Here is an 18,313-nt window from a genome sequence, read left to right on the forward strand (position 1 = left end):
AGCTTCTTTGTATAGGAATTTAATTGATAGCTTTCAACCAATTCCTCGAGTTTTGTGGAGAAAATCGGTGAAAACCATTGTTCAAATGATGTTTTTCGTGTAAACTTATCCATGCTTATTGTCCTTTATTTTGGATTTGGATGGTTTATTACCACCCAACCATTATAAAGGATTTTTTTGTGCATGAATAATATTGCAGAAAATTCAGATTTATAAAGGGCTTTGAATTATTTTAATGCGACGCTAGTGATGATGGTAATGTATTTTTTGAAGGGCTGAACTTAATCGATATAAAACGCATTGTGGGACCTGCATACAAACAATGGGATGATAAATTATTTTATCATTATGTAGAAAAATTTGAGTTACCACAAAAAAGGCTATTAAGACTTTTTCAAAAGGAATGCAGATGAAAGCATCTTTAGCAATAGCTTTATCCCATCATGCCGAATTAATCATTATGGACGAACCTACAGCAGGCTTGGATCCTATCTTTAGGAGAGAACTGTTGAATCTGTTACAAGAGTTAATGGTCGATGGTAATCGAACTTTGTTTTTCTCCACTCATATTACAACTGATTTAGATCGTATTGCCGATTATATTGCCTTCATACAAAGAGGAGAATTGATTTTTAATCAATCAATACTAGATATCGCAGAGAACTATGCAGTTGTTAAGGGAGGACTAGATTTACTGGATAGAGACACAGAAAAAAGCTTTGTTCATCTAAATCGTGGTCCGACGGGGTTTGTGGCATTAACAGATAATCGAAAAGAAGTGGATCAGGTATTTGGTGATAGTGTTGTGATCGAACATGCGACATTAGAAGATATTATGTACTACACAAAAGGAGGAATGCAATATGTTTAATTTAATAAGACGTGATGCAATCCTTCAGAAAAGGCAACTCTTAGTATTTATCCCTTTTATCGTATTTTTTATTGTGATGAATATAGACTCTGTTTTCATTTTTCTCGTCGCTAGTATTTTTATCCCGTTTAATGCATATGCATATGATGAAAAAGCAGAGACAAATATATTATTAAATTCCTTACCTTATACACGAAAGGAAATCATTGCATCACGCTATATTGGAGCAGTTGTGTATATGTTAGCGTCTATTCTACTGACAAGTGCAGCCTTGTTTCTTTTTAATAAACCATTTACACTTACAGATATTGCCGTTGGGAGTGGTTTTTTCTTGCTGTTTGCTGCTTTCACCTTTCCATTGTTCTATATGCTTAAGCCTGGCTATATTACAACAGTTGTTATTATCAGTTTTCTTGTTTTATCAGCCATAGGGCCTAGAGTCGTTACCTTTCTAGCGGAACATTTAACCAGTATAACAGATTTTATTATCAATTTATCCCTTCCAACTTTATATACAGGAGCGACCATTTTTATTCTTGTTGTCTATTTAGCCTCATGGGGAGTTGCGACAGTGATTTACCAGCGAAAAGTGTTTTAATATAAAATTCTTCACTGCCAACAAAAGATGTAGGTACATCACTATAACAGACTGAAAAACTGGAGAAGCCACCAGTAAGTGAAAGAGAAGTTATCCATCAGTGGGGGAAACGAAAGTCTCCATTGATGGGAAATTTCTCTCTTTTTTTCAATATAGATTGCTCTATACATACAAGCTGATGTTCTGCAAGGTTCCAAAACTTGTGGATTAGAAGCTTGAAAGAAAATTACGTTTTAATAACAATTGGCCCAAAGATCATTCTTAAAATAAGAATATTTTTTGGTAACAAATCCTTTTTTTAATGTAAATAAGTTACAAAGAGTAAGAACGGAAACCTTTTACTAAAAAAGTACTCCTGTTATAATACAAATAAAGATTCGATGTAATAACGAGAATAAGGGGGATACTAATGACTGGTAAAGTAGATACAAAGGAAGTGTGGACACGATTTATTCAAGAAGGATCTTTAGAACCAGCAAATTTAATTCCAGAGATTGAAGAATCTTGGCATCTTTGCCGGCAAAAAGGCTTAAACCCACATGATGGCATAACTGATTGTATCTTGACCCCAGAGGAATTCGAAGAAAGATTGGCAGAAAATGAATTATTAATTACTTTAGCTAAGCAAAATGTTAAGCGTTTACAAAAAATTTTACGAGGCTGGCGTTTTGTCATTATTTTAACAGATAAAGATGGGTACATATTATATAAAGAAGGGGAAAATTCTATTAGCATTGCAGCAGAAACGATCCGATTTAAAGAAGGAGCAAAATGGGGAGAAATAGAAGTGGGAACTAATGCAATTGGTCTCGCGGCAAGATATAAAAAACCCATGATGGTTAGAGGGTATGAACATTTTTCGAAAGCATCTCAACAATGGAATTGTTCTGCCGCGCCAATTTTTAACCAGCATAAAGAAATGATAGGAGTTTTGAATGTATCTAGTCTCTATCAATCTATTAACCAGCCATATGTGTTAGCATGTGTTAAGCTTATTGCTGATTCCATTTCACTAGATTGGAAAAAAAAGATGCACGAGGATATGGAGTTTTTGCTGCGAACAACTTTCCAAAGCAGTGGACAATACATTGTTTGTACCATTGATAAATACATTTGTGCCCTTCCAAAAAATCTTCAGCAAAAATATCAAAATTGGATTGGCAGTTCATTAAGTCGATTCGCGCAAGAGACTGGTGCAGTATCTGCCGTACATATTCCGATTATGCACCACCATCGACTCATTGGATATCGAATACCTCTCCGTGCGGAAACAGGCTTTGTTTGGAATGGAAGTAGAGGTTTAAGCAAAAGTTACAAACAAGTCCTGGAATCTATTAAAAATGTCGCACCCACGGATACTACGGTACATTTAGTAGGAGAAACTGGTGTTGGCAAAAAGTTTCTTGCTAGTTGTATTCATGAAAATAGCCCAATATCAACGGCCCCTTTTTATAAATTACACTGTTCGATGCTTACTAAGGATATTCTTCAAAGGTTTCTTTCTACAAATCTGCAGCGTTTGACTAAGAAAAGGCATCAAGTGGTCGAGGAAGCAACGATTTTTTTGGAAGAGATTGGAGAACTTTCGATTCCCTCCCAGCAAATGCTTTTAACCATCTTACAGGAAAAGGAAAGACAACATCACAAATCCTATCGTTTTATCACATCTTCCACGAAAGATATCCGTGATCTAGTGGAGCAAGGGATAATAGATCAAGATTTATTCTATTATATTTATGCCTATCCCATTTATCTTAGTCCTTTGCGTGAACGAAACGAAGATATAATTGCTCTGATTGATTACTATTGTGACAAGAACAATTGGCATCCAGAGTGGAGAATAAATTGGAAATTACTATTTTCAAAGGGACAATGGTATGGAAATGTGCGAGAATTATATAATACTCTAGATCGATGCAGAATTTTATATAAAGAGGATGCGCCAACTGAAGAACAGTTGTATGAGCAAGTAAGGATCGCAGAAAAACATATGCAAAAATCATACCATAGAAAGGATCCGAAGACTAAATTTGAAATTCAGGCAATTACAAACGCATTAAAAAAACACCATGGAAATGTGTCAGAAGCAACAAAAGAACTAAATATGTCTCGTGCGACTCTTTATAGAAAAATAAAAAAATATCAAATAAAAAATTTTTTATAAATGTTCACATTCTCAGTTTGGAAGATAGTGAGACAAAAATGAGACAAATTTATATGATTGGAGAATAAATAAGACAACCGAAATGGTGGTCTTGCACATTCTCCAATCTTTTTTTCGTTTAATAATAAATAGTTTTCTTCAAAGAAATTATTGCTTAAGAAAGTATGCGTATTTTTTAATAAAATGATGGTGAGAAAAGTGAGAAATAATGAGAAAATCTGTCTCGTTTCAATCGATAACAAAGGTTAGAAATGTTGATTTATCAGCATTTTAAGCGCTTTCGAAAATAGAAAATATGTTGTATCATCGAAGTGTGTTAATACTGGAATATAGAATGGAGGAAAGAAAATGAAGAAAGAAACTGCTTATTGGGCCTATACGAAAATGAATGAAATTAGGAAGTTTGAAGATCAAGTTCATAAGATCTTTTCAACTGGGGCAATCCCAGGTTTTGTTCACTTATATGCAGGAGAAGAAGCGATTGCTGTAGGTGTATGTGCACATTTAACGAATAAAGATTATATAACGAGTACACATAGAGGTCATGGTCATTGTCTGGCTAAAGGCTGTGACTTAAATAGTATGATGGCAGAGATTTTTGGAAAAGAAACAGGGATATGCAAAGGCAAAGGAGGTTCTATGCATATTGCTGACCTTGACGTTGGCATGTTAGGGGCTAATGGCATTGTCGGTGGAGGATTTCCGCTTGCAGCTGGTGCGGCTTTAACAGCTTATGTAGAGGGAACAGACAACGTAACTGTCTGCTTTTCTGGAGATGGTTCCAATAATCATGGAACATTTCATGAAGCAATTAACATCGCTTCAATCTTAAAGCTGCCTGTTGTTTTTGTAGTAGAAAATAACGGTTTCGGGGAAGCCACTCCATATCATTATTCTACTTCCTGTAAACAAATTATTGATCGTGCACCAGGCTATAGTATTCCAGGAGTGAGAGTAGATGGAAAAGACTTAGTAGCTGTTTATAATGCTGCTAAAGATGCAGTGGAACGAGCCAGAAATGGAGAAGGTCCAACTCTTATTGAAGCGGTTACGTATCGAAATTATGGTCACTTTGAAGGAGATGCACAAAAATATAAATCAGAAACAGATCGTGAGAAGTGGCCAGTAGATGAAGATTGTATTGAAATCTTTAAAGCATATGCTTTTGCCAATGACTTGTTAACGGAAACAGAAGTGGAACAAATTGAGAACGAAGTGGAAAAGGCAGTGGACAATGCAGTAGAATTTGCAAAAAATAGTAAACAGCCTGACCCATCCATGTTACTAGATGATGTGTATGTCAACTACAAATAATAAAAGAATGAGGTGAAGGAAGAATGGGAAGAAAGATTACATTTTCACAAGCTATCAATGAAGCAATGGATATTGCCATGGAGAGAGATAATAAAGTTATCTTAATAGGAGAAGATGTTGCAGGTGGTGCAACCGTTGACCACTTACAAGACGAAGAAGCATGGGGCGGTGTTTTTGGTGTTACCAAGGGATTAGCAAATAAATATGGCCGTAAACGAGTTATCGATATGCCGATTGCAGAAGCGGGATATATGGGAGCAGCTGTAGCGGCAGCAGTTACTGGTTTACGTCCGATTTCAGAATTAATGTTTAACGACTTTATTGGAAGCTGTTTAGATGAAGTGCTTAATCAGGGAGCGAAAATGCGTTATATGTTTGGTGGAAAAGCAAGAGTGCCTTTAACTATTCGTACAAACCATGGCGCCGGTGCAAGTGCGGCCGCACAGCATTCCCAGACTTTATATGGTATGTTTACCGCTATTCCAGGTTTGAAGGTAGTTGTGCCATCTAATCCATATGATGCAAAAGGTTTATTACTTTCAGCAATTGAAGACGATGATTTAGTTGTATTCTTTGAAGATAAAACCCTGTATAGCATGAAAGGGGAAGTGCCGGAGGGATACTATACCATTCCGCTTGGAAAAGCAGAAGTGAAGAGAGCAGGTAGTGATCTTACCATTGTGGCAATTGGAAAAATGGTCCATGTTGCGATGGAAGCAGCAGATATTTTAGCAAGTAAAGGAGTGGAAGTGGAAGTAATCGATCCTCGTTCATTATCTCCACTTGAAGAAGAACCAATTTTGGAGTCTGTCGAAAAAACAGGAAGGCTAATTATTGTAGATGAAGCAAATCCACGCTGTAGTGTAGCAGCCGATATCGCAGCACTTGTCGCTAATAAAGGGTTTGATTATTTAGATGCTCCAATTAAAACAATAACGGCCCCACATACTCCAGTTCCATTTGCAACTAATTTAGAGCAATTATATATACCAAACGCAGAAAAAGTTATCAATACGGCATATGAATTAATTAATGAATTAACTTTAGCTCGATAAGTGGAGGTGAAAATATGTCAACTGCTATTGTGATGCCGAAATTAGGAATGACCATGAAAGAAGGAACCATTGTGGAGTGGTTAAAACAGCCTGGAGAATCCGTCTCGGAAGGAGAAGGTGTGGCTGTTATTAGCTCAGAAAAACTAACAAGTGAAGTAGAGGCGCCAACAGATGGAGTACTTCTTACAATCATTGAAGAAGTCGATAATGAAGTAGAAGTTGGAAAGCCAATTGGAATAATAGGTAATGAAAAGGAAGCGGAAAGTGAAAGTAGTCAAGATGTTAGGGAAGGAAAAGATGCAGCATTAGAGGAGAATGCGCCGGCGCGACAAGAGGCGGAAGTAAAAGGGGAAGATACAAATAAGCGAATTCGGATATCTCCTGCTGCAAGAAAACTTGCCCAACAACTGCGAGTGGATACACAAAATGTTAAAGGAACAGGACCAAATAATCGAATCACGCGAAGAGATATTCAAGCATTTGCTGACAAGCGTGGAGAAGAAAAAGTACCAACAAAACCAAAAGTGGAGCAAGAAACTAAAACTATTGTACAACCAGATGTACAAACAACAGGCGTAAAAAGCGAAAAGTTATCTGTTATGCGTCAAACAATTGCAAAACGAATGCAGCAAAGCTTGTCTACAACTGCTCAATTAACATTACATCGAAAAGCAGAAATTAATGCCCTGCTAGATTTTCAAAAGGATATTAAGAAACAAGTAACGGAAAGCGAACTAGATGTCCGATTAACTTTAACGGTGCTTATTGCCAGAGCTGTTACATTAAGCTTGCGTGATAAGTCATTTATGAATACTCATTTAATTGATGGTCAATTATATTTATTTGATGAGGTGCATTTAGGAATTGCAACATCTTTAGATGCCGGTTTAGTCGTTCCAGTAGTTAAAAATGCAGAGCGGCTTCCGCTTGGGGAATTAGCAAAAGCTATATCGTCTGTAACGGAAAAAGCAAGAAATGGACAATTACCAGGATATGAATTAACGGGATCAACTTTTACTATTTCTAATTTAGGCCAACAGGGAATTGAATATTTTACCCCAGTCCTAAATACCCCTGAAACAGGTATTCTTGGTGTAGGAACATTTATTGAGGAATTAACACTAGAAAATGAAACCGTAAAAACAGTGAAAAAATTGCCTTTAAGCTTAACCTTTGATCACCAAGTGCTTGATGGAGCACCAGCAGGAGATTTCTTGAATCGTGTTGTTTATTATCTAGAGCATCCATATTTACTAGTGTTATAGATAAAAAGAGTGTAAAAAGTAGATAGGCGTGCAAATGAAAAATGAATGCAGCTCTATTCCATGTTAGATAGCACCATTTATTGAATGTTTGAGAAATTTAAGAAGCGGGGCAGTACGACTTTTCTCTGTAATCGTGCTGCTATCTTAAAAGTCCAATTCAATATGGTAGCTTTAGGTACGAAACATGAATACTTATCGTTGGGATTAGCTCATCATTTTTCTGTGAGCTCTCCGTAGAAGGAAGGGAATCAAGAATGAAGAAATATGATGTCGTTATCCTAGGTGGGGGTACGGGAGGATATGTAGCAGCAATACGTGCCTCGCAAAAAGGAAAGACAGTTGCAGTAATAGAAAAGGATAAGCTTGGTGGAACTTGTCTTCACCGTGGATGTATTCCAAGTAAAGCATTATTGCGTACAGCAGAAGTATTTTCTACATTTAAAAATGCTGGAAGCTTCGGGGTAGACGTAAGTGGAAATATAGCGGTGAATTTTCCAAAAGCACAAAAAAGAAAAGAAATGATTGTGCGCCAATTAGAAGCTGGGATAAAAGGATTGATGCAAAAAGGAAAAATTGATGTCTATGAAGGGACCGGTTTTTTCCACTCTAATTCTATTTTGAAGATCACTGATCGAGCAGGAAAAGAAACAAGTATTGAAGCAAAAAATACTATTATCGCAACAGGTTCAAAGCCAAGATCCCTGCCAGGCTTACCCTTTGATGAGAAGCAAATTCTTTCATCAGACGGGGCGCTGTCACTAAAAGAATTACCGAAGAGTATCATCATCGTTGGTGGAGGGGTCATTGGCATGGAATGGGCCTCTTTACTAAATGATTTCGGTGTAAAAGTTACCGTTTTAGAATATAGCCCGCGAATTGTCCCGACAGAAGAAGAGGACATTTCACAAGAATTACAAAAAATTTATACGAAGAAAAAAGTACAGATTGTAACCAATGCTTTAGTTGATGCAAAAAGCTGTCGATTAACAGAAAAAGGGGTGCAAATCAGTGCCGAAGTAAATGGAAAAACAGATATCTTTTCTGCAGAAAAACTGCTTGTCTCCGTTGGAAGAAGTCCTGTAGTGGAGGGAATTGGTTTAGAAAATACTGCAGTTAAACTGGAAAAAGGCGCAATCGTTGTAGATAAAAATTGTCGTACACATGATCATAAAATATTTGCGATTGGAGATTGTATCCCAACACTTCAATTAGCCCATGTTGCCATGCATGAGGGTATTCTTGCAGTAGATACAATTGTTGGGGAAGAAACATATTTGATTTCATATGAACAAATACCTCGATGTATTTATACCGCACCTGAAATTGCAAGTGTAGGGATATCCGAAGCAGCAGCTAAAGCAAGAGGATATGAAGTCAAAGTTGGATATTTTCCGTTCCAAGCAATTGGAAAAGCACTTGTTCATGGAGAAAAAGAAGGGTTCACAAAGATAATTGCCGATAAGAATACAGATGATATTCTTGGGATAACGATTATTGGTCCACATGCTACTGATTTAATTGGCGAGGCTGCATTAGGTCAAATGCTCGAAGCAACGCCTTGGGAAATTGCCCATACCGTTCATGCCCATCCAACTTTATCAGAAGTATTAGGAGAAGCTGCTTTGGCAGTAGATGGCCTATCTCTTCATATGTAATGACAATTGGCTGACCTGTACGATTGGTGTAGATAATGATAATTTGCAAGTATCTATTTAACCTGTGCAGAATAGTGTCTGCCCAGGTATTATTTACGGATTGTAAAAAGGATAAAGAAGTATTTTTAATACGATTGTTCTCCTTTCATTTCTAGCTGCGGAAAGCAGAATTTTTGCAAGAAACCTTGTCATCCGTTAAGCTGAAAGTAAGTTTATTTCCATTCTTATATAGGAATAGTATATATAGGAAAGTAACAAAAGGCGGTTCTGGTGCAAAAATCACTCGTTAGAAACATAGAGTGTGAGTTTCCTTTAAATTGCTAACTTATGAAGCTAATCCAAACAACTTATGGATGAATTCTTTTTGATTTTGGGCAGACTTCACCCCCTGATGAACCTGCTTCTTTTTCATCATATGCATGGCTTCTATGCCACTCAGTATGTAAGTAGCTGTACGAAATGATTTCAATCCTAACATCGAACTAACTCGCTTTTTTATAAAACGATGATCCTGTTCTACGATATTATTGAGATATTTCACTTGTCTCATTTGTATGCCTTCAGGCATACGTTTCTCTTCTTTTAACTCTTGAATTGCTACAGGATAAGCTGGGTTTTTATCCACTGTTATGACGCGAGGTTTACAAACATGAGAAGTAGCCAAGGCTTTCTTGAAAAAGCGCTTGGCTGCTTGTTTATCTCTTAATTCACTTAGATAAAAATCAATGGTATTCCCTTCTGAATCAACTGCACGATATAAGTACATCCATTGACCTTTTACTTTAATATACGTTTCATCGACTCTCCAGGAATCATTTGTTGGCTTAAGATGACGTCGTACTCTTTCATCTAATTCCGGTCCATATTGATGAACCCAACGCATAATCGTTGTATGAGACATGGATAAGCCACGCTCCTCCATCATTTCCACCAAATCACGAAAACTTAAGTTGTACCGTAGGTACCATCTCACTGTTAACAAAATAATGTCAGGCTGATAATGTTTCCATTTGAATACATTTTGGTTTTCCATACTGATCATGCCCCTTTTTTTAGAGTAATAGTATCAGTATGTCCAAAATTTAGAGATTACTTGCAATTTCCCTGAAGTTTTTGCACCAGAACCTTACTAAGGACCAATTCTTTTTTTTATGTAACATAATAACTGGTTTATTAGATTGAATAGTATCGATTTTTCCTGATTTTCTCTGACCTGATCGAAAAACGTCTGTTTTACGGTTGGTGATACGAACATATCCCATTGAGCGCACAGCATCGGAATAGCTAATTTCTGACGCTACTTCATCATCTTTTATCACACGGGTCTTAAATGTTTTAGTTTGCTTTCTTATTGGCTCTTCTTTTTTTTCTTCAAGGTAATCAGAGAGGTGCCATATTTTTTCTTTTATTATATCCTGAACCGCAGGAATAACTATAAGGCTACTTAAAGTCATAATAATTGTGAGGACAAGAAATATAAAAGGTGACCTTTCCTTTAAGGAACTGGGATAATCGACTACTTTTATAGCCCAATTATTTAACTGTTGTATAATTGATAATTGGTCATTTTCTTGATCAGCAGCAAAGAGCTCTCCATCAATTATTTCCTGAACCTCTTCATCTTCCCAATATAATTGTAGTTCATTAATATCCAATTCAGATAGAGTAGATAGCATATTTATTATATCTGGTGTGATGTACGATTGTATGTCCACCCTTGCATTTCTTACCATTTCTAAAACCGAAGGCATAATGTTCGATTGCAAACCTATCCTTGTGTTTCTTACCGTTTCTAAAACCGAAGGCATAATGCTTGATTGCAAACCTATTCTTGCATTTCTTACCATTTCTAAAACCGAAGGCATAATGTTCGATTGCAAACCTATCCTTGTGTTTCTTACCGTTTCTAAAACCGAAGGCATAATGTTCGATTGCAAACCTATCCTTGTGTTTCTTACCGTTTCTAAAACCGAAGGCATAATGCTTGATTGCAAACCTATTCTTGTGTTTCTTACCGTTTCTAAAACCGAAGGCATAATGTTTGATTGCAAACCTATCCTTATATTTCTTACCATTTTTAATGCTGAGGTTGTAATATTCGGTTGTATTTTTGGTGGGTTATTAAGACCGAGATTTGATGGTTCTGTTTTAGGTACTGTTATTTCAAAATTATGTTTAATGGTTGAAGCAATCTTTTGTATATTTTCCATTTGGCTAAATATAGAATTGTCCGTTACACTTTCTATTCCACTGAAATTAAAATCGTAGTTAAAGTCGGCCTTTTTCACTTAAATCCCTCCAATAATATGTAAGTTAATTATACTATTACTGACGAGTATCTTAAGTAATTTAAGGCTCACAGCAGGTACAAAAATTTATTAAAAGCTAAATTTCACTAGCGTCGCATTAAAATAATTCAAAGCCCTTTATAAATCTGAATTTTCTGCAATATTATTCATGCACAAAAAAATCCTTTATAATGGTTGGGTGGTAGTAAACCATCCAAATCCAAAATAAAGGACATACACATGGATAAGTTTACACGAAAAACATCATTTGAACAATGGCTTTCACCGATTTCCTCCACAAAACTAGAGGAACTTGTGGAAGCCTATCAATTAAATTACTATACAAAGAAGCTGTACATTGCTTCATTCTTGAAATTACTCGTATTCGCACAACTCAACGAAACCGAAAGTCTACGTGCGGTTAGTGAGACGTTATTCTCGGATGACCTACAAAAAGCAACCGAACTAGAATCAATTAGCTTTTCGCAGCTCGGACGCCGATTAAATCAAGTGCCGACTGAAGTGTTCCAACAGGTATTTTTGGATTTAGTTGCCCAAATTCACGAGAAATCACATTATGAGCAGCGCCGAGAAACGACAACACCACTGAAAATTATCGACTCGAGTACGTTGCCATTGAACTTGAAAAACCATAAGTGGGCTGAATTCCGTAAAACAAAGTCGGGCATCAAGCTTCATTTACGTCTTGTTTACGCAGAAAAAGGCTGTTCCTATCCAGATAAAGCGGTGCTGACAAACGCGAAAGAACATGATCGAGGTCAGCTGGAAGTACTCGTTGACGACAAAGAATGCATGTACGTCTTTGACCGGGGTTACTTGGATTATGAACGATTTGACCGCATGACAGACGATGGGTATTTCTTTGTGTCACGCTTACGAAAAAACGCTGTCATTCGTGTAATCGAGCCATTTAAACTGCCTGAAGACTCGCTTGTGTTTTCAGATGAAATGGTTTTGATTGGTACACCGCAAAACCGTGCAGAAAACGCTTTTCGCCTCATCAAAGTGCTCGATTCAAAAGGAAACGAACTGCATCTGATCACGAATCGATTTGATTTAAGCGCTGACGAAATCGCTGAGTTATATAAGTCGCGCTGGGCAATCGAGCTATTTTTTAAATGGCTGAAGCAGCACTTGACTATTAAAAAGTTCTACGCACAAAGCGAACAAGGCGTGCATAATCAGGTGTATATCGCAATGATTGTCTATTGCCTGCATGTACTGGCACAACTGAACACGAATAGTTCGAGAACGTACTTACAAATTAGTCGTTTACTGAAGGCAGCTCCATGGAAATCCGCTCACTTATGGCTACGAAAAATCGCAGGAAAAGCGGTCCCATAAAGGGTTTCCCGCCTCTGTCACACTCGTCAACAGTTATAGTAAAAAAATGGATGTTTACTACCTCTGTTCAAGAGTATTCGTTTTTCTTTATAAAAGGAAAAATAAGAAAACAGAAAATTCAGTTGAAATTTATGCGACGCTAGTGCTATTGTACCATAAAAAAATTTAGTGCTAACTACAGTAAAATCACGATAATAATTGTCATGAAAAGACAGGATGAGTGATAAAATACAAAAAAGTAGAAAAGTTTACGTGCGGTATTTAAAAATTGCCGATGAAAGGAACTGGAAAGATGAAATTTCAAATTGAATGGCACTATGAATCATCCAAACAAAAGCAACTGACGTTTTACTCTGATTTCACAGATGCAAACGAAGCGTTTATCATTATAGGGGATTTGGAACGAACTGGACGCGCAAAGGAAATTTATTTGATTAGTGAAGATGGACAACGTTGGACTGTAAAAGAAGCCAAAAAGTTATTTGAAGAAATTCAAACGGAACCTCATGACATCACGGTATATTTTGATGGGGGCTTTCACCACGACATGCAGGTCGCAGGTCTCGGTGCTGTTATTTACTTTACACAAAATGGATTTCCTCAGCGGATTCGAGTTAACACGCAGCTTGAACAGATTGAATCGAATAATGAATCGGAATACGCGGCTTTTTATTTTGCGGTACAGCAGCTAGAAGAAATGGGAGTTCATCACATCCAAGTGACGTTTAAAGGAGATTCGCAAGTTGTATTAAATCAGCTAGCAGGTGAATGGCCTTGCTTTGAAGAAACCTTTAATAAATATTTAGATCGCATTGAAGATAAGCTACAAGAATTAGGAATTAAACCAATTTATGAACCGATTTCACGCAAAGATAATGAAGAAGCAGATCAGCTTGCAACACAAGCCTTACAAGGAATTACGATAGCTAGCCGAAAACGAATATAGGTACTAATTGAAATGGAGAGATGCAGCATGGAAAGAAAGCAAGTATTAGAAGAGGTAACAGAGCTTTTAGATTACTATTGCAATGACTGCTTTGTCAAAAAAACGTTTAATAAAGAGCGCGGAAAAACGTATGCCCAATCGTTTTGTATTAATGAGTGTACGGTAGGGGAGAAAATTAAAAATTACGGAGAGCTATTAACTAAAAAGTAGTTCTGTATAATTTTTTTCGTCTTGCTTTATCCTATCTACAGGAGGTGTTTTCCGAATGGATAACTTTTCAAAGCAAGACGTAACAACAGGTTATAATGATTTGCAACAAGCTCAAGTCTCTATTCAATCGGCGCAAAAAATGATTGGAACTGCAACGATGAGCATGAGTCCACAGCAGCTTAGTGAAGCAACAGAAGCTCTAGCAAACGCGCGCACAGAATTAGAAGCGGCACAGGCAAACGCAACGGGCGTAGACGAAGAGTTTCTTCAAAAGTGCATGGCGGATTTAAAAGCTTGTGAGCAGCAGTTAACTGAGGCAAAGCAATAAGGTTGTAACAGAGGAAGAGCACTCTTTTCATCGTAAAGTGACCGCGATAAAAAGAGTGCTTTTTTCACTGATATACATAATGATTTAAATATCTGTAATATTATGGATGTATTTACTAATCTTTGTTTTAGAGGTATAATGAAAACAGATATCGAAAAATTCTGTTTATTATCAGGTTAATTGTCGATAAGGAGTGAGAGCTGTGTACCGTACACAAGTGAAAGGAAATGAAATTATCGTTTTGTTTTCAACGACAGAAGCATCCAAAAAAAGGACTGATATTGAAAGAGAAAAAATCTATAAGCGCGTTCTTCATTTGGATGAAAAACTGCTTACATTTCATAATGGTACGAGCTTTACAATTGGAGATCCGCTAGGTTTGATTGTCGCTCATGTTAAGAAGAGTGAGTTAACGACAATTTACATTGAACATATTATTGATAAACAATTTATGTATCATGATGATGTGATTTAAAAAGGTGAGACGAATTCGTCTCACCTTTTGCTATTAAATAAACATACCTGCGATTGCTGCGCTTAATAAGTTAGCTAATGTACCAGCAAGAATAGCACGGAATCCTAAACGTGCGATTTCTGGGCGACGGCTTGGAGCCATGTTTCCTAAACCACCTAATAAAATAGCAAGTGAAGATAGGTTAGCAAACCCACATAGTGCAAAGCTGACAACAGCGACCGTTTTATCAGAAAGCTGATCAATCTGTGGAGCAAAAGAAGAGTACGCTACAAATTCATTCAACACAAACTTTTGTCCGATGAAACCAGCAGCTTGTACGGCCTCACTCCAAGGGACACCAATAACAAACGCAATCGGTGCAAACACAAACCCTAAAATGGTGTCAAGCGTAAAGTTTTCAAGGTTGAAAAGGCTTCCAATTCCAGACAAAAGTCCATTTAACAATGCAATCAGTGCGATGAATGCAAGTAGCATTGCTCCTACGTTTAATGCAAGCTTTAACCCGTCAGATGCTCCGCGAGCAGCTGCATCAATCACATTAACCGTATCTTTATCTTTTTCCATTGCAATGCCTTCAGCTGTTGACGTCTTTTCTGTTTCTGGAATGATCATTTTGGCCATAATTAATCCGGCTGGAGCAGCCATAAAGCTTGCTGCTAATAAATATTCGATTGGTACACCTAAAGCTGCATATCCAAATAATACTGAACCAGCAACTGATGCTAGACCACCCGTCATAACGGCAAAAAGCTCTGATCTTGTCATTTTTGGCAAGTATGGTCGAATAACTAACGGTGCTTCCGTTTGACCAACGAAAATATTCGCTGCGGCAGATAAAGATTCCGTTTGGCTTGTTCCTAGTAGTTTGGCTAATCCGCCACCAAGGAACTTAATAATAATCTGCATGATTCCTAGATGATATAGAACCGCAATTAAAGAAGAGAAGAAGATAATTAACGTTAATACATTAAATGCAAAGATAAACCCAGTAGGCTGACTTGCATCCGACAGTGTACCAAACAAGAAGGAAATCCCTTCATTTGCATAGTTTACAACGTTTTGGACAGCAGTTGTTACTTTTTCTAAAGCTGCTCGGCCAACGTTCCATTTTAAGACGATAAATCCAAATAGAACTTGAATGGCTAAGCCGACTAATATCGTACGAGGTTTGATTGCGTTTTTATTACTGGATAATAAAAACGCTACCAAAAAGATAAATGCAATACCTAATAGACCCCAAAGGAAATTCATATTCTCCACCTTTTCTTTATGTTTTTAGCACGTTGTCGTCAGACTTCTAACGTCTTACGACAACTTAAATATAATAGTTTTTATCGAAAAATGAAAGAGGTTTTTGAGTTTTTCCTCTTTTATCTTGTCCGAACTTTGATAATTTATGAATAAAAAATGAGTGATTAATCTTTTAAAAAGGTTTGATACACAAGGGATGGTTAAATCATAGGATTGTGATTTATGCATGAATAGGAAATGATAAAATAGCAAAAAAATATAGATATGCATTGTTTGGCAAATGCTTAAAATTGTTTAGCATCACGCTACCTGGAGGCTGCTATGGAAAGTAGAAAAAAAATGGACTTGCTTGCGCTTGCATCGGTTCCGCTTATTATGACACTGGGGAACTCCATGCTCATACCTGTTTTGCCAGTCATTGAAAAGCAGTTGAAAATCAGTTCTATGCAGGTCTCAATGATTATTACCGTGTACTCAATATTTGCTATTTTTTTGATTCCAATTGCTGGCTATTTATCAGATCGCTTTGGACGAAAAAAAGTCATCATTCCCAGTCTAATTTTAGCAGGGATAGGTGGAGCAATTACGGGGTGGGCTTCATGGCAAATGGATAGCCCGTTTTGGATTATTCTAATTGGGCGAGCCGTTCAGGGGATTGGTTCAGCCGGTGCCATGCCAGTAGTGATTCCTTGTGTAGGGGATATGTTTGAGGACGAACAGGAAGTAACGAAAGGGTTAGGGTTAATTGAAACGGCTAACACGTTTGGTAAAGTATTAAGCCCCATTTTAGGTTCATTCTTAGCCTCTTTTATTTGGTTTTTACCATTTTGGTTTATTCCTATTCTTTGTTTATTGTCCATCTTACTTGTTCTCTTTTTGGTGAAAACTCCTAAGTCAGGATCATCTGATACAAAGAAACAAAACATTAAAGATTTCATTAAAAATGTGAAGGGTACTCTTCATAAGAATATTCGCTGGCTGTTAGCTATTTTTATTTTAGGTGCTATTATCATGCTTGTTTTATTTGGAATGCTCTTTTATTTATCAACAATTCTAGAAGAGAGATACGACATTATCAATACAAAAAAAGGCTTTGTTATGGCCATTCCATTGCTTGCACTATCCATTGCCTCTTATGTTGCTGGAAAGAAAATTGGTAAGAATAAAGTTGTGATGAAATGGTGTTCATTCTTTGGATTTCTTCTATTAACTTGCTCTTTTCCCATCTTATTCTTTAATACCTCGATCGTCATGATTATCATAACGCTTGTAATTGGCGGTATCGGAATAGGTGTTGCTCTCCCAAGTCTAGATGCTTTAATTACGGAAGGCATTGAGAAAGAAGAGCGAGGTACAATTACGTCAATATACAGTTCCATGCGCTTTGTTGGAGTCGCTGCCGGACCCCCATTGTATACATTGTTAATGAAATGGTCAGATATGGCTGTTTTCCAAATGTCTTTATTTGTTAGTGCAATTGGGGCTATCATTGTCCTTAAGGCAATCAAACCAACAGATGAAGCCGTGAAGGTTAAAAAAGCTGAGGTTTAATTTTATTTTAGAGATAGATGTTTGTCCCTCACAACTTGTATTACTGTGTCATACACTATGAATGAAAAGATGAATCAGTGAAATGAGGGACAAAGAAGACGGCATTGCAAATTATGAAAATTTTAGCTTCTGCTACAACAGTTACAACCGTAAGCCCCGTTAATACAAAGTTATTCTACGTTACGACTGCACAAACGGATGGAGGAGGCACGCTAACAATCGATGCTGCTGACTTTTTTTTGGATGATGGCTCAGCAGCAACGACACTTCCTGCACTAGAAAGCAGCAATAGCTATTATCAAGTGTACATCAATGGTTTATTACAGATGGAAGGGTTATTGACTTACACACCTGGTGCTACGGGCGTAGGCTCAGTAGCAGTTGATGTACCAATAGGCGGATCAATTTTAACAGGAACTCCTGTTATTGTAGAGGTTGTTAACTTTACACCGGCTTCCTCAACAACCGTTACAACATAATGAAGCGATACGAAAGAAGCAAAGCTACATTTTTGCTTCTTTTTATTATGGAATTTAAGCTAAATAAATTGTAATAAACTGGAGTGAAATTAATGTATTCTCGGAAGGAACATCTGTCGACAAAAGCTCAAGTATACCTTCATCCACTTTGTAAATTGCAGGAGGTTGAAGCATTCCGTTTACAAATAAATTAGTATAGGAAACCGAATCAGGGCTCAATATGCCGCTGTTTCCGTAGCCTGGCAATTGGTCTTTATTTGTAAAGATGCGCTGTTGTCCATCTGCTCTAGCATAATAATAACCGATATTTGTTTTGGCGATTTTTAAAGGTGGCAAAGAGAACTTGGTTGAAAGCTTTATCGAACGTGTCGTCCAGTCAGTAACTTGTTTAGCTCTTATTGAATGAGAATTTTTATTGTTTTTTTTCATAGTTATACACCTCGCTTTTTACGCGTTCTTCTTATATTAAATCTGCTTTTTATACAATATTAATTTTCC

At 37.0% G+C, this 18,313-nt stretch carries 17 protein-coding genes and 2 pseudogenes; 14 read left to right on the forward strand and 5 right to left on the reverse strand.

Features of this window, described 5'->3' with window-relative positions; translation table 11 throughout:
* Window positions 1-113: pseudogene (locus A2U94_RS21310) on the reverse strand (IS4 family transposase); the annotation flags it as partial.
* Window positions 114-251: 138 nt separating this feature from the next.
* Here A2U94_RS21310 and A2U94_RS17105 point away from each other — a divergent pair.
* The 7 genes and pseudogenes from A2U94_RS17105 to lpdA all read left to right on the forward strand — a co-directional run.
* Window positions 252-871: pseudogene (locus tag A2U94_RS17105) on the forward strand (ATP-binding cassette domain-containing protein); the annotation flags it as partial.
* Entirely contained in the window at window positions 864-1,469 is a 606-nt protein-coding gene (locus tag A2U94_RS17110; RefSeq protein ID WP_025908694.1) for an ABC-2 transporter permease, read from the forward strand. The pseudogene A2U94_RS17105 and the gene A2U94_RS17110, both read left to right, overlap by 8 nt.
* A gap of 409 nt (window positions 1,470-1,878) precedes the next feature.
* Window positions 1,879-3,633 carry a sigma-54-dependent Fis family transcriptional regulator gene (locus A2U94_RS17115; RefSeq protein WP_025908695.1) on the forward strand — a complete coding sequence of 585 codons (1,755 nt, stop codon included), beginning with the start codon at window positions 1,879-1,881 and terminating at the stop codon, window positions 3,631-3,633.
* 348 nt (window positions 3,634-3,981) lie between these two features.
* On the forward strand, window positions 3,982-4,947 hold the full coding sequence (locus tag A2U94_RS17120) for a thiamine pyrophosphate-dependent dehydrogenase E1 component subunit alpha (protein ID WP_025908696.1): 966 nt from the start codon (window positions 3,982-3,984) through the stop codon (window positions 4,945-4,947).
* Window positions 4,948-4,970: 23 nt separating this feature from the next.
* Window positions 4,971-6,002 carry an alpha-ketoacid dehydrogenase subunit beta gene (locus A2U94_RS17125; RefSeq protein ID WP_025908697.1) on the forward strand — a complete coding sequence of 344 codons (1,032 nt, stop codon included), beginning with the start codon at window positions 4,971-4,973 and terminating at the stop codon, window positions 6,000-6,002.
* Between the two features lie 14 nt (window positions 6,003-6,016).
* Window positions 6,017-7,267, forward strand: a complete 1,251-nt coding sequence (locus tag A2U94_RS17130) for a dihydrolipoamide acetyltransferase family protein (protein ID WP_025908698.1) — start codon at window positions 6,017-6,019, stop codon at window positions 7,265-7,267.
* A 254-nt stretch (window positions 7,268-7,521) separates the two neighbouring features.
* Window positions 7,522-8,922 (forward strand): dihydrolipoyl dehydrogenase, encoded by a 1,401-nt coding sequence (gene lpdA, locus A2U94_RS17135; RefSeq protein WP_025908699.1) that lies wholly within the window; start codon window positions 7,522-7,524, stop codon window positions 8,920-8,922.
* Window positions 8,923-9,247: 325 nt separating this feature from the next.
* Here lpdA and A2U94_RS17140 read toward each other — a convergent pair whose 3' ends face one another.
* Window positions 9,248-9,955 carry an IS6 family transposase gene (locus A2U94_RS17140; protein ID WP_062954724.1) on the reverse strand — a complete coding sequence of 236 codons (708 nt, stop codon included), beginning with the start codon at window positions 9,953-9,955 and terminating at the stop codon, window positions 9,248-9,250.
* 49 nt (window positions 9,956-10,004) lie between these two features.
* Complete coding sequence (locus A2U94_RS17145; RefSeq protein WP_062954725.1) at window positions 10,005-11,210, reverse strand: hypothetical protein; 1,206 nt, start codon at window positions 11,208-11,210, stop codon at window positions 10,005-10,007.
* A 240-nt stretch (window positions 11,211-11,450) separates the two neighbouring features.
* On the opposite strand from A2U94_RS17145, the gene A2U94_RS17150 reads away from it, so the two are divergent.
* The 5 genes from A2U94_RS17150 (at window position 11,451) to A2U94_RS17170 (ending at window position 14,534) form a co-directional block, all read left to right on the forward strand.
* Window positions 11,451-12,575 carry an IS4 family transposase gene (locus A2U94_RS17150; protein WP_062954726.1) on the forward strand — a complete coding sequence of 375 codons (1,125 nt, stop codon included), beginning with the start codon at window positions 11,451-11,453 and terminating at the stop codon, window positions 12,573-12,575.
* 292 nt (window positions 12,576-12,867) lie between these two features.
* Complete coding sequence (locus A2U94_RS17155) at window positions 12,868-13,521, forward strand: ribonuclease H family protein (RefSeq protein ID WP_062687189.1); 654 nt, start codon at window positions 12,868-12,870, stop codon at window positions 13,519-13,521.
* Window positions 13,522-13,548: 27 nt separating this feature from the next.
* The gene (locus tag A2U94_RS17160) at window positions 13,549-13,731 is read left to right on the forward strand and encodes a zinc-finger domain-containing protein (RefSeq protein ID WP_025908204.1); all 183 of its coding nucleotides are present in this window, start codon (window positions 13,549-13,551) and stop codon (window positions 13,729-13,731) included.
* 55 nt (window positions 13,732-13,786) lie between these two features.
* Window positions 13,787-14,059, forward strand: a complete 273-nt coding sequence (locus A2U94_RS17165; protein WP_025908203.1) for a DUF2564 family protein — start codon at window positions 13,787-13,789, stop codon at window positions 14,057-14,059.
* A gap of 202 nt (window positions 14,060-14,261) precedes the next feature.
* On the forward strand, window positions 14,262-14,534 hold the full coding sequence (locus A2U94_RS17170; protein ID WP_035320105.1) for a hypothetical protein: 273 nt from the start codon (window positions 14,262-14,264) through the stop codon (window positions 14,532-14,534).
* A 33-nt stretch (window positions 14,535-14,567) separates the two neighbouring features.
* Here A2U94_RS17170 and A2U94_RS17175 read toward each other — a convergent pair whose 3' ends face one another.
* Window positions 14,568-15,785 carry a NupC/NupG family nucleoside CNT transporter gene (locus A2U94_RS17175; protein ID WP_025908202.1) on the reverse strand — a complete coding sequence of 406 codons (1,218 nt, stop codon included), beginning with the start codon at window positions 15,783-15,785 and terminating at the stop codon, window positions 14,568-14,570.
* 321 nt (window positions 15,786-16,106) lie between these two features.
* On the opposite strand from A2U94_RS17175, the gene bcbE reads away from it, so the two are divergent.
* Complete coding sequence (gene bcbE / locus A2U94_RS17180; protein ID WP_025908201.1) at window positions 16,107-17,336, forward strand: bacillibactin exporter BcbE; 1,230 nt, start codon at window positions 16,107-16,109, stop codon at window positions 17,334-17,336.
* A gap of 113 nt (window positions 17,337-17,449) precedes the next feature.
* Window positions 17,450-17,815 (forward strand): DUF4183 domain-containing protein, encoded by a 366-nt coding sequence (locus A2U94_RS17185; RefSeq protein WP_035320109.1) that lies wholly within the window; start codon window positions 17,450-17,452, stop codon window positions 17,813-17,815.
* 54 nt (window positions 17,816-17,869) lie between these two features.
* Here A2U94_RS17185 and A2U94_RS17190 read toward each other — a convergent pair whose 3' ends face one another.
* Window positions 17,870-18,244: a DUF4183 domain-containing protein gene (locus tag A2U94_RS17190; RefSeq protein WP_025908199.1), complete on the reverse strand. Its 375-nt coding sequence runs from the start codon at window positions 18,242-18,244 to the stop codon at window positions 17,870-17,872.
* Window positions 18,245-18,313 lie beyond the last annotated feature (69 nt).

It is taken from the genome of Bacillus sp. VT 712, assembly GCF_001614195.1.
GTDB classification, from domain to species: Bacteria; Bacillota; Bacilli; order Bacillales; family Bacillaceae_H; genus Priestia; species Priestia flexa.

What these genes read in the sequence shown, in the direction of transcription:
- A2U94_RS17150 (WP_062954726.1), top strand. Translation starts at nt 11,451, where the DNA reads ATGGATAAGTTTACACGAAAAACATCATTTGAACAATGGCTTTCACCG.
- A2U94_RS17130 (WP_025908698.1), top strand. Translation starts at nt 6,017, where the DNA reads ATGTCAACTGCTATTGTGATGCCGAAATTAGGAATGACCATGAAAGAA.
- A2U94_RS17140 (WP_062954724.1), bottom strand. Translation starts at nt 9,955, where the DNA reads ATGGAAAACCAAAATGTATTCAAATGGAAACATTATCAGCCTGACATT.
- A2U94_RS17155 (WP_062687189.1), top strand. Translation starts at nt 12,868, where the DNA reads ATGAAATTTCAAATTGAATGGCACTATGAATCATCCAAACAAAAGCAA.
- bcbE (WP_025908201.1), top strand. Translation starts at nt 16,107, where the DNA reads ATGGAAAGTAGAAAAAAAATGGACTTGCTTGCGCTTGCATCGGTTCCG.
- A2U94_RS17190 (WP_025908199.1), bottom strand. Translation starts at nt 18,244, where the DNA reads ATGAAAAAAAACAATAAAAATTCTCATTCAATAAGAGCTAAACAAGTT.
- A2U94_RS17160 (WP_025908204.1), top strand. Translation starts at nt 13,549, where the DNA reads ATGGAAAGAAAGCAAGTATTAGAAGAGGTAACAGAGCTTTTAGATTAC.
- A2U94_RS17115 (WP_025908695.1), top strand. Translation starts at nt 1,879, where the DNA reads ATGACTGGTAAAGTAGATACAAAGGAAGTGTGGACACGATTTATTCAA.
- lpdA (WP_025908699.1), top strand. Translation starts at nt 7,522, where the DNA reads ATGAAGAAATATGATGTCGTTATCCTAGGTGGGGGTACGGGAGGATAT.
- A2U94_RS17175 (WP_025908202.1), bottom strand. Translation starts at nt 15,785, where the DNA reads ATGAATTTCCTTTGGGGTCTATTAGGTATTGCATTTATCTTTTTGGTA.
- A2U94_RS17110 (WP_025908694.1), top strand. Translation starts at nt 864, where the DNA reads ATGTTTAATTTAATAAGACGTGATGCAATCCTTCAGAAAAGGCAACTC.
- A2U94_RS17165 (WP_025908203.1), top strand. Translation starts at nt 13,787, where the DNA reads ATGGATAACTTTTCAAAGCAAGACGTAACAACAGGTTATAATGATTTG.
- A2U94_RS17185 (WP_035320109.1), top strand. Translation starts at nt 17,450, where the DNA reads ATGAAAATTTTAGCTTCTGCTACAACAGTTACAACCGTAAGCCCCGTT.
- A2U94_RS17120 (WP_025908696.1), top strand. Translation starts at nt 3,982, where the DNA reads ATGAAGAAAGAAACTGCTTATTGGGCCTATACGAAAATGAATGAAATT.
- A2U94_RS17125 (WP_025908697.1), top strand. Translation starts at nt 4,971, where the DNA reads ATGGGAAGAAAGATTACATTTTCACAAGCTATCAATGAAGCAATGGAT.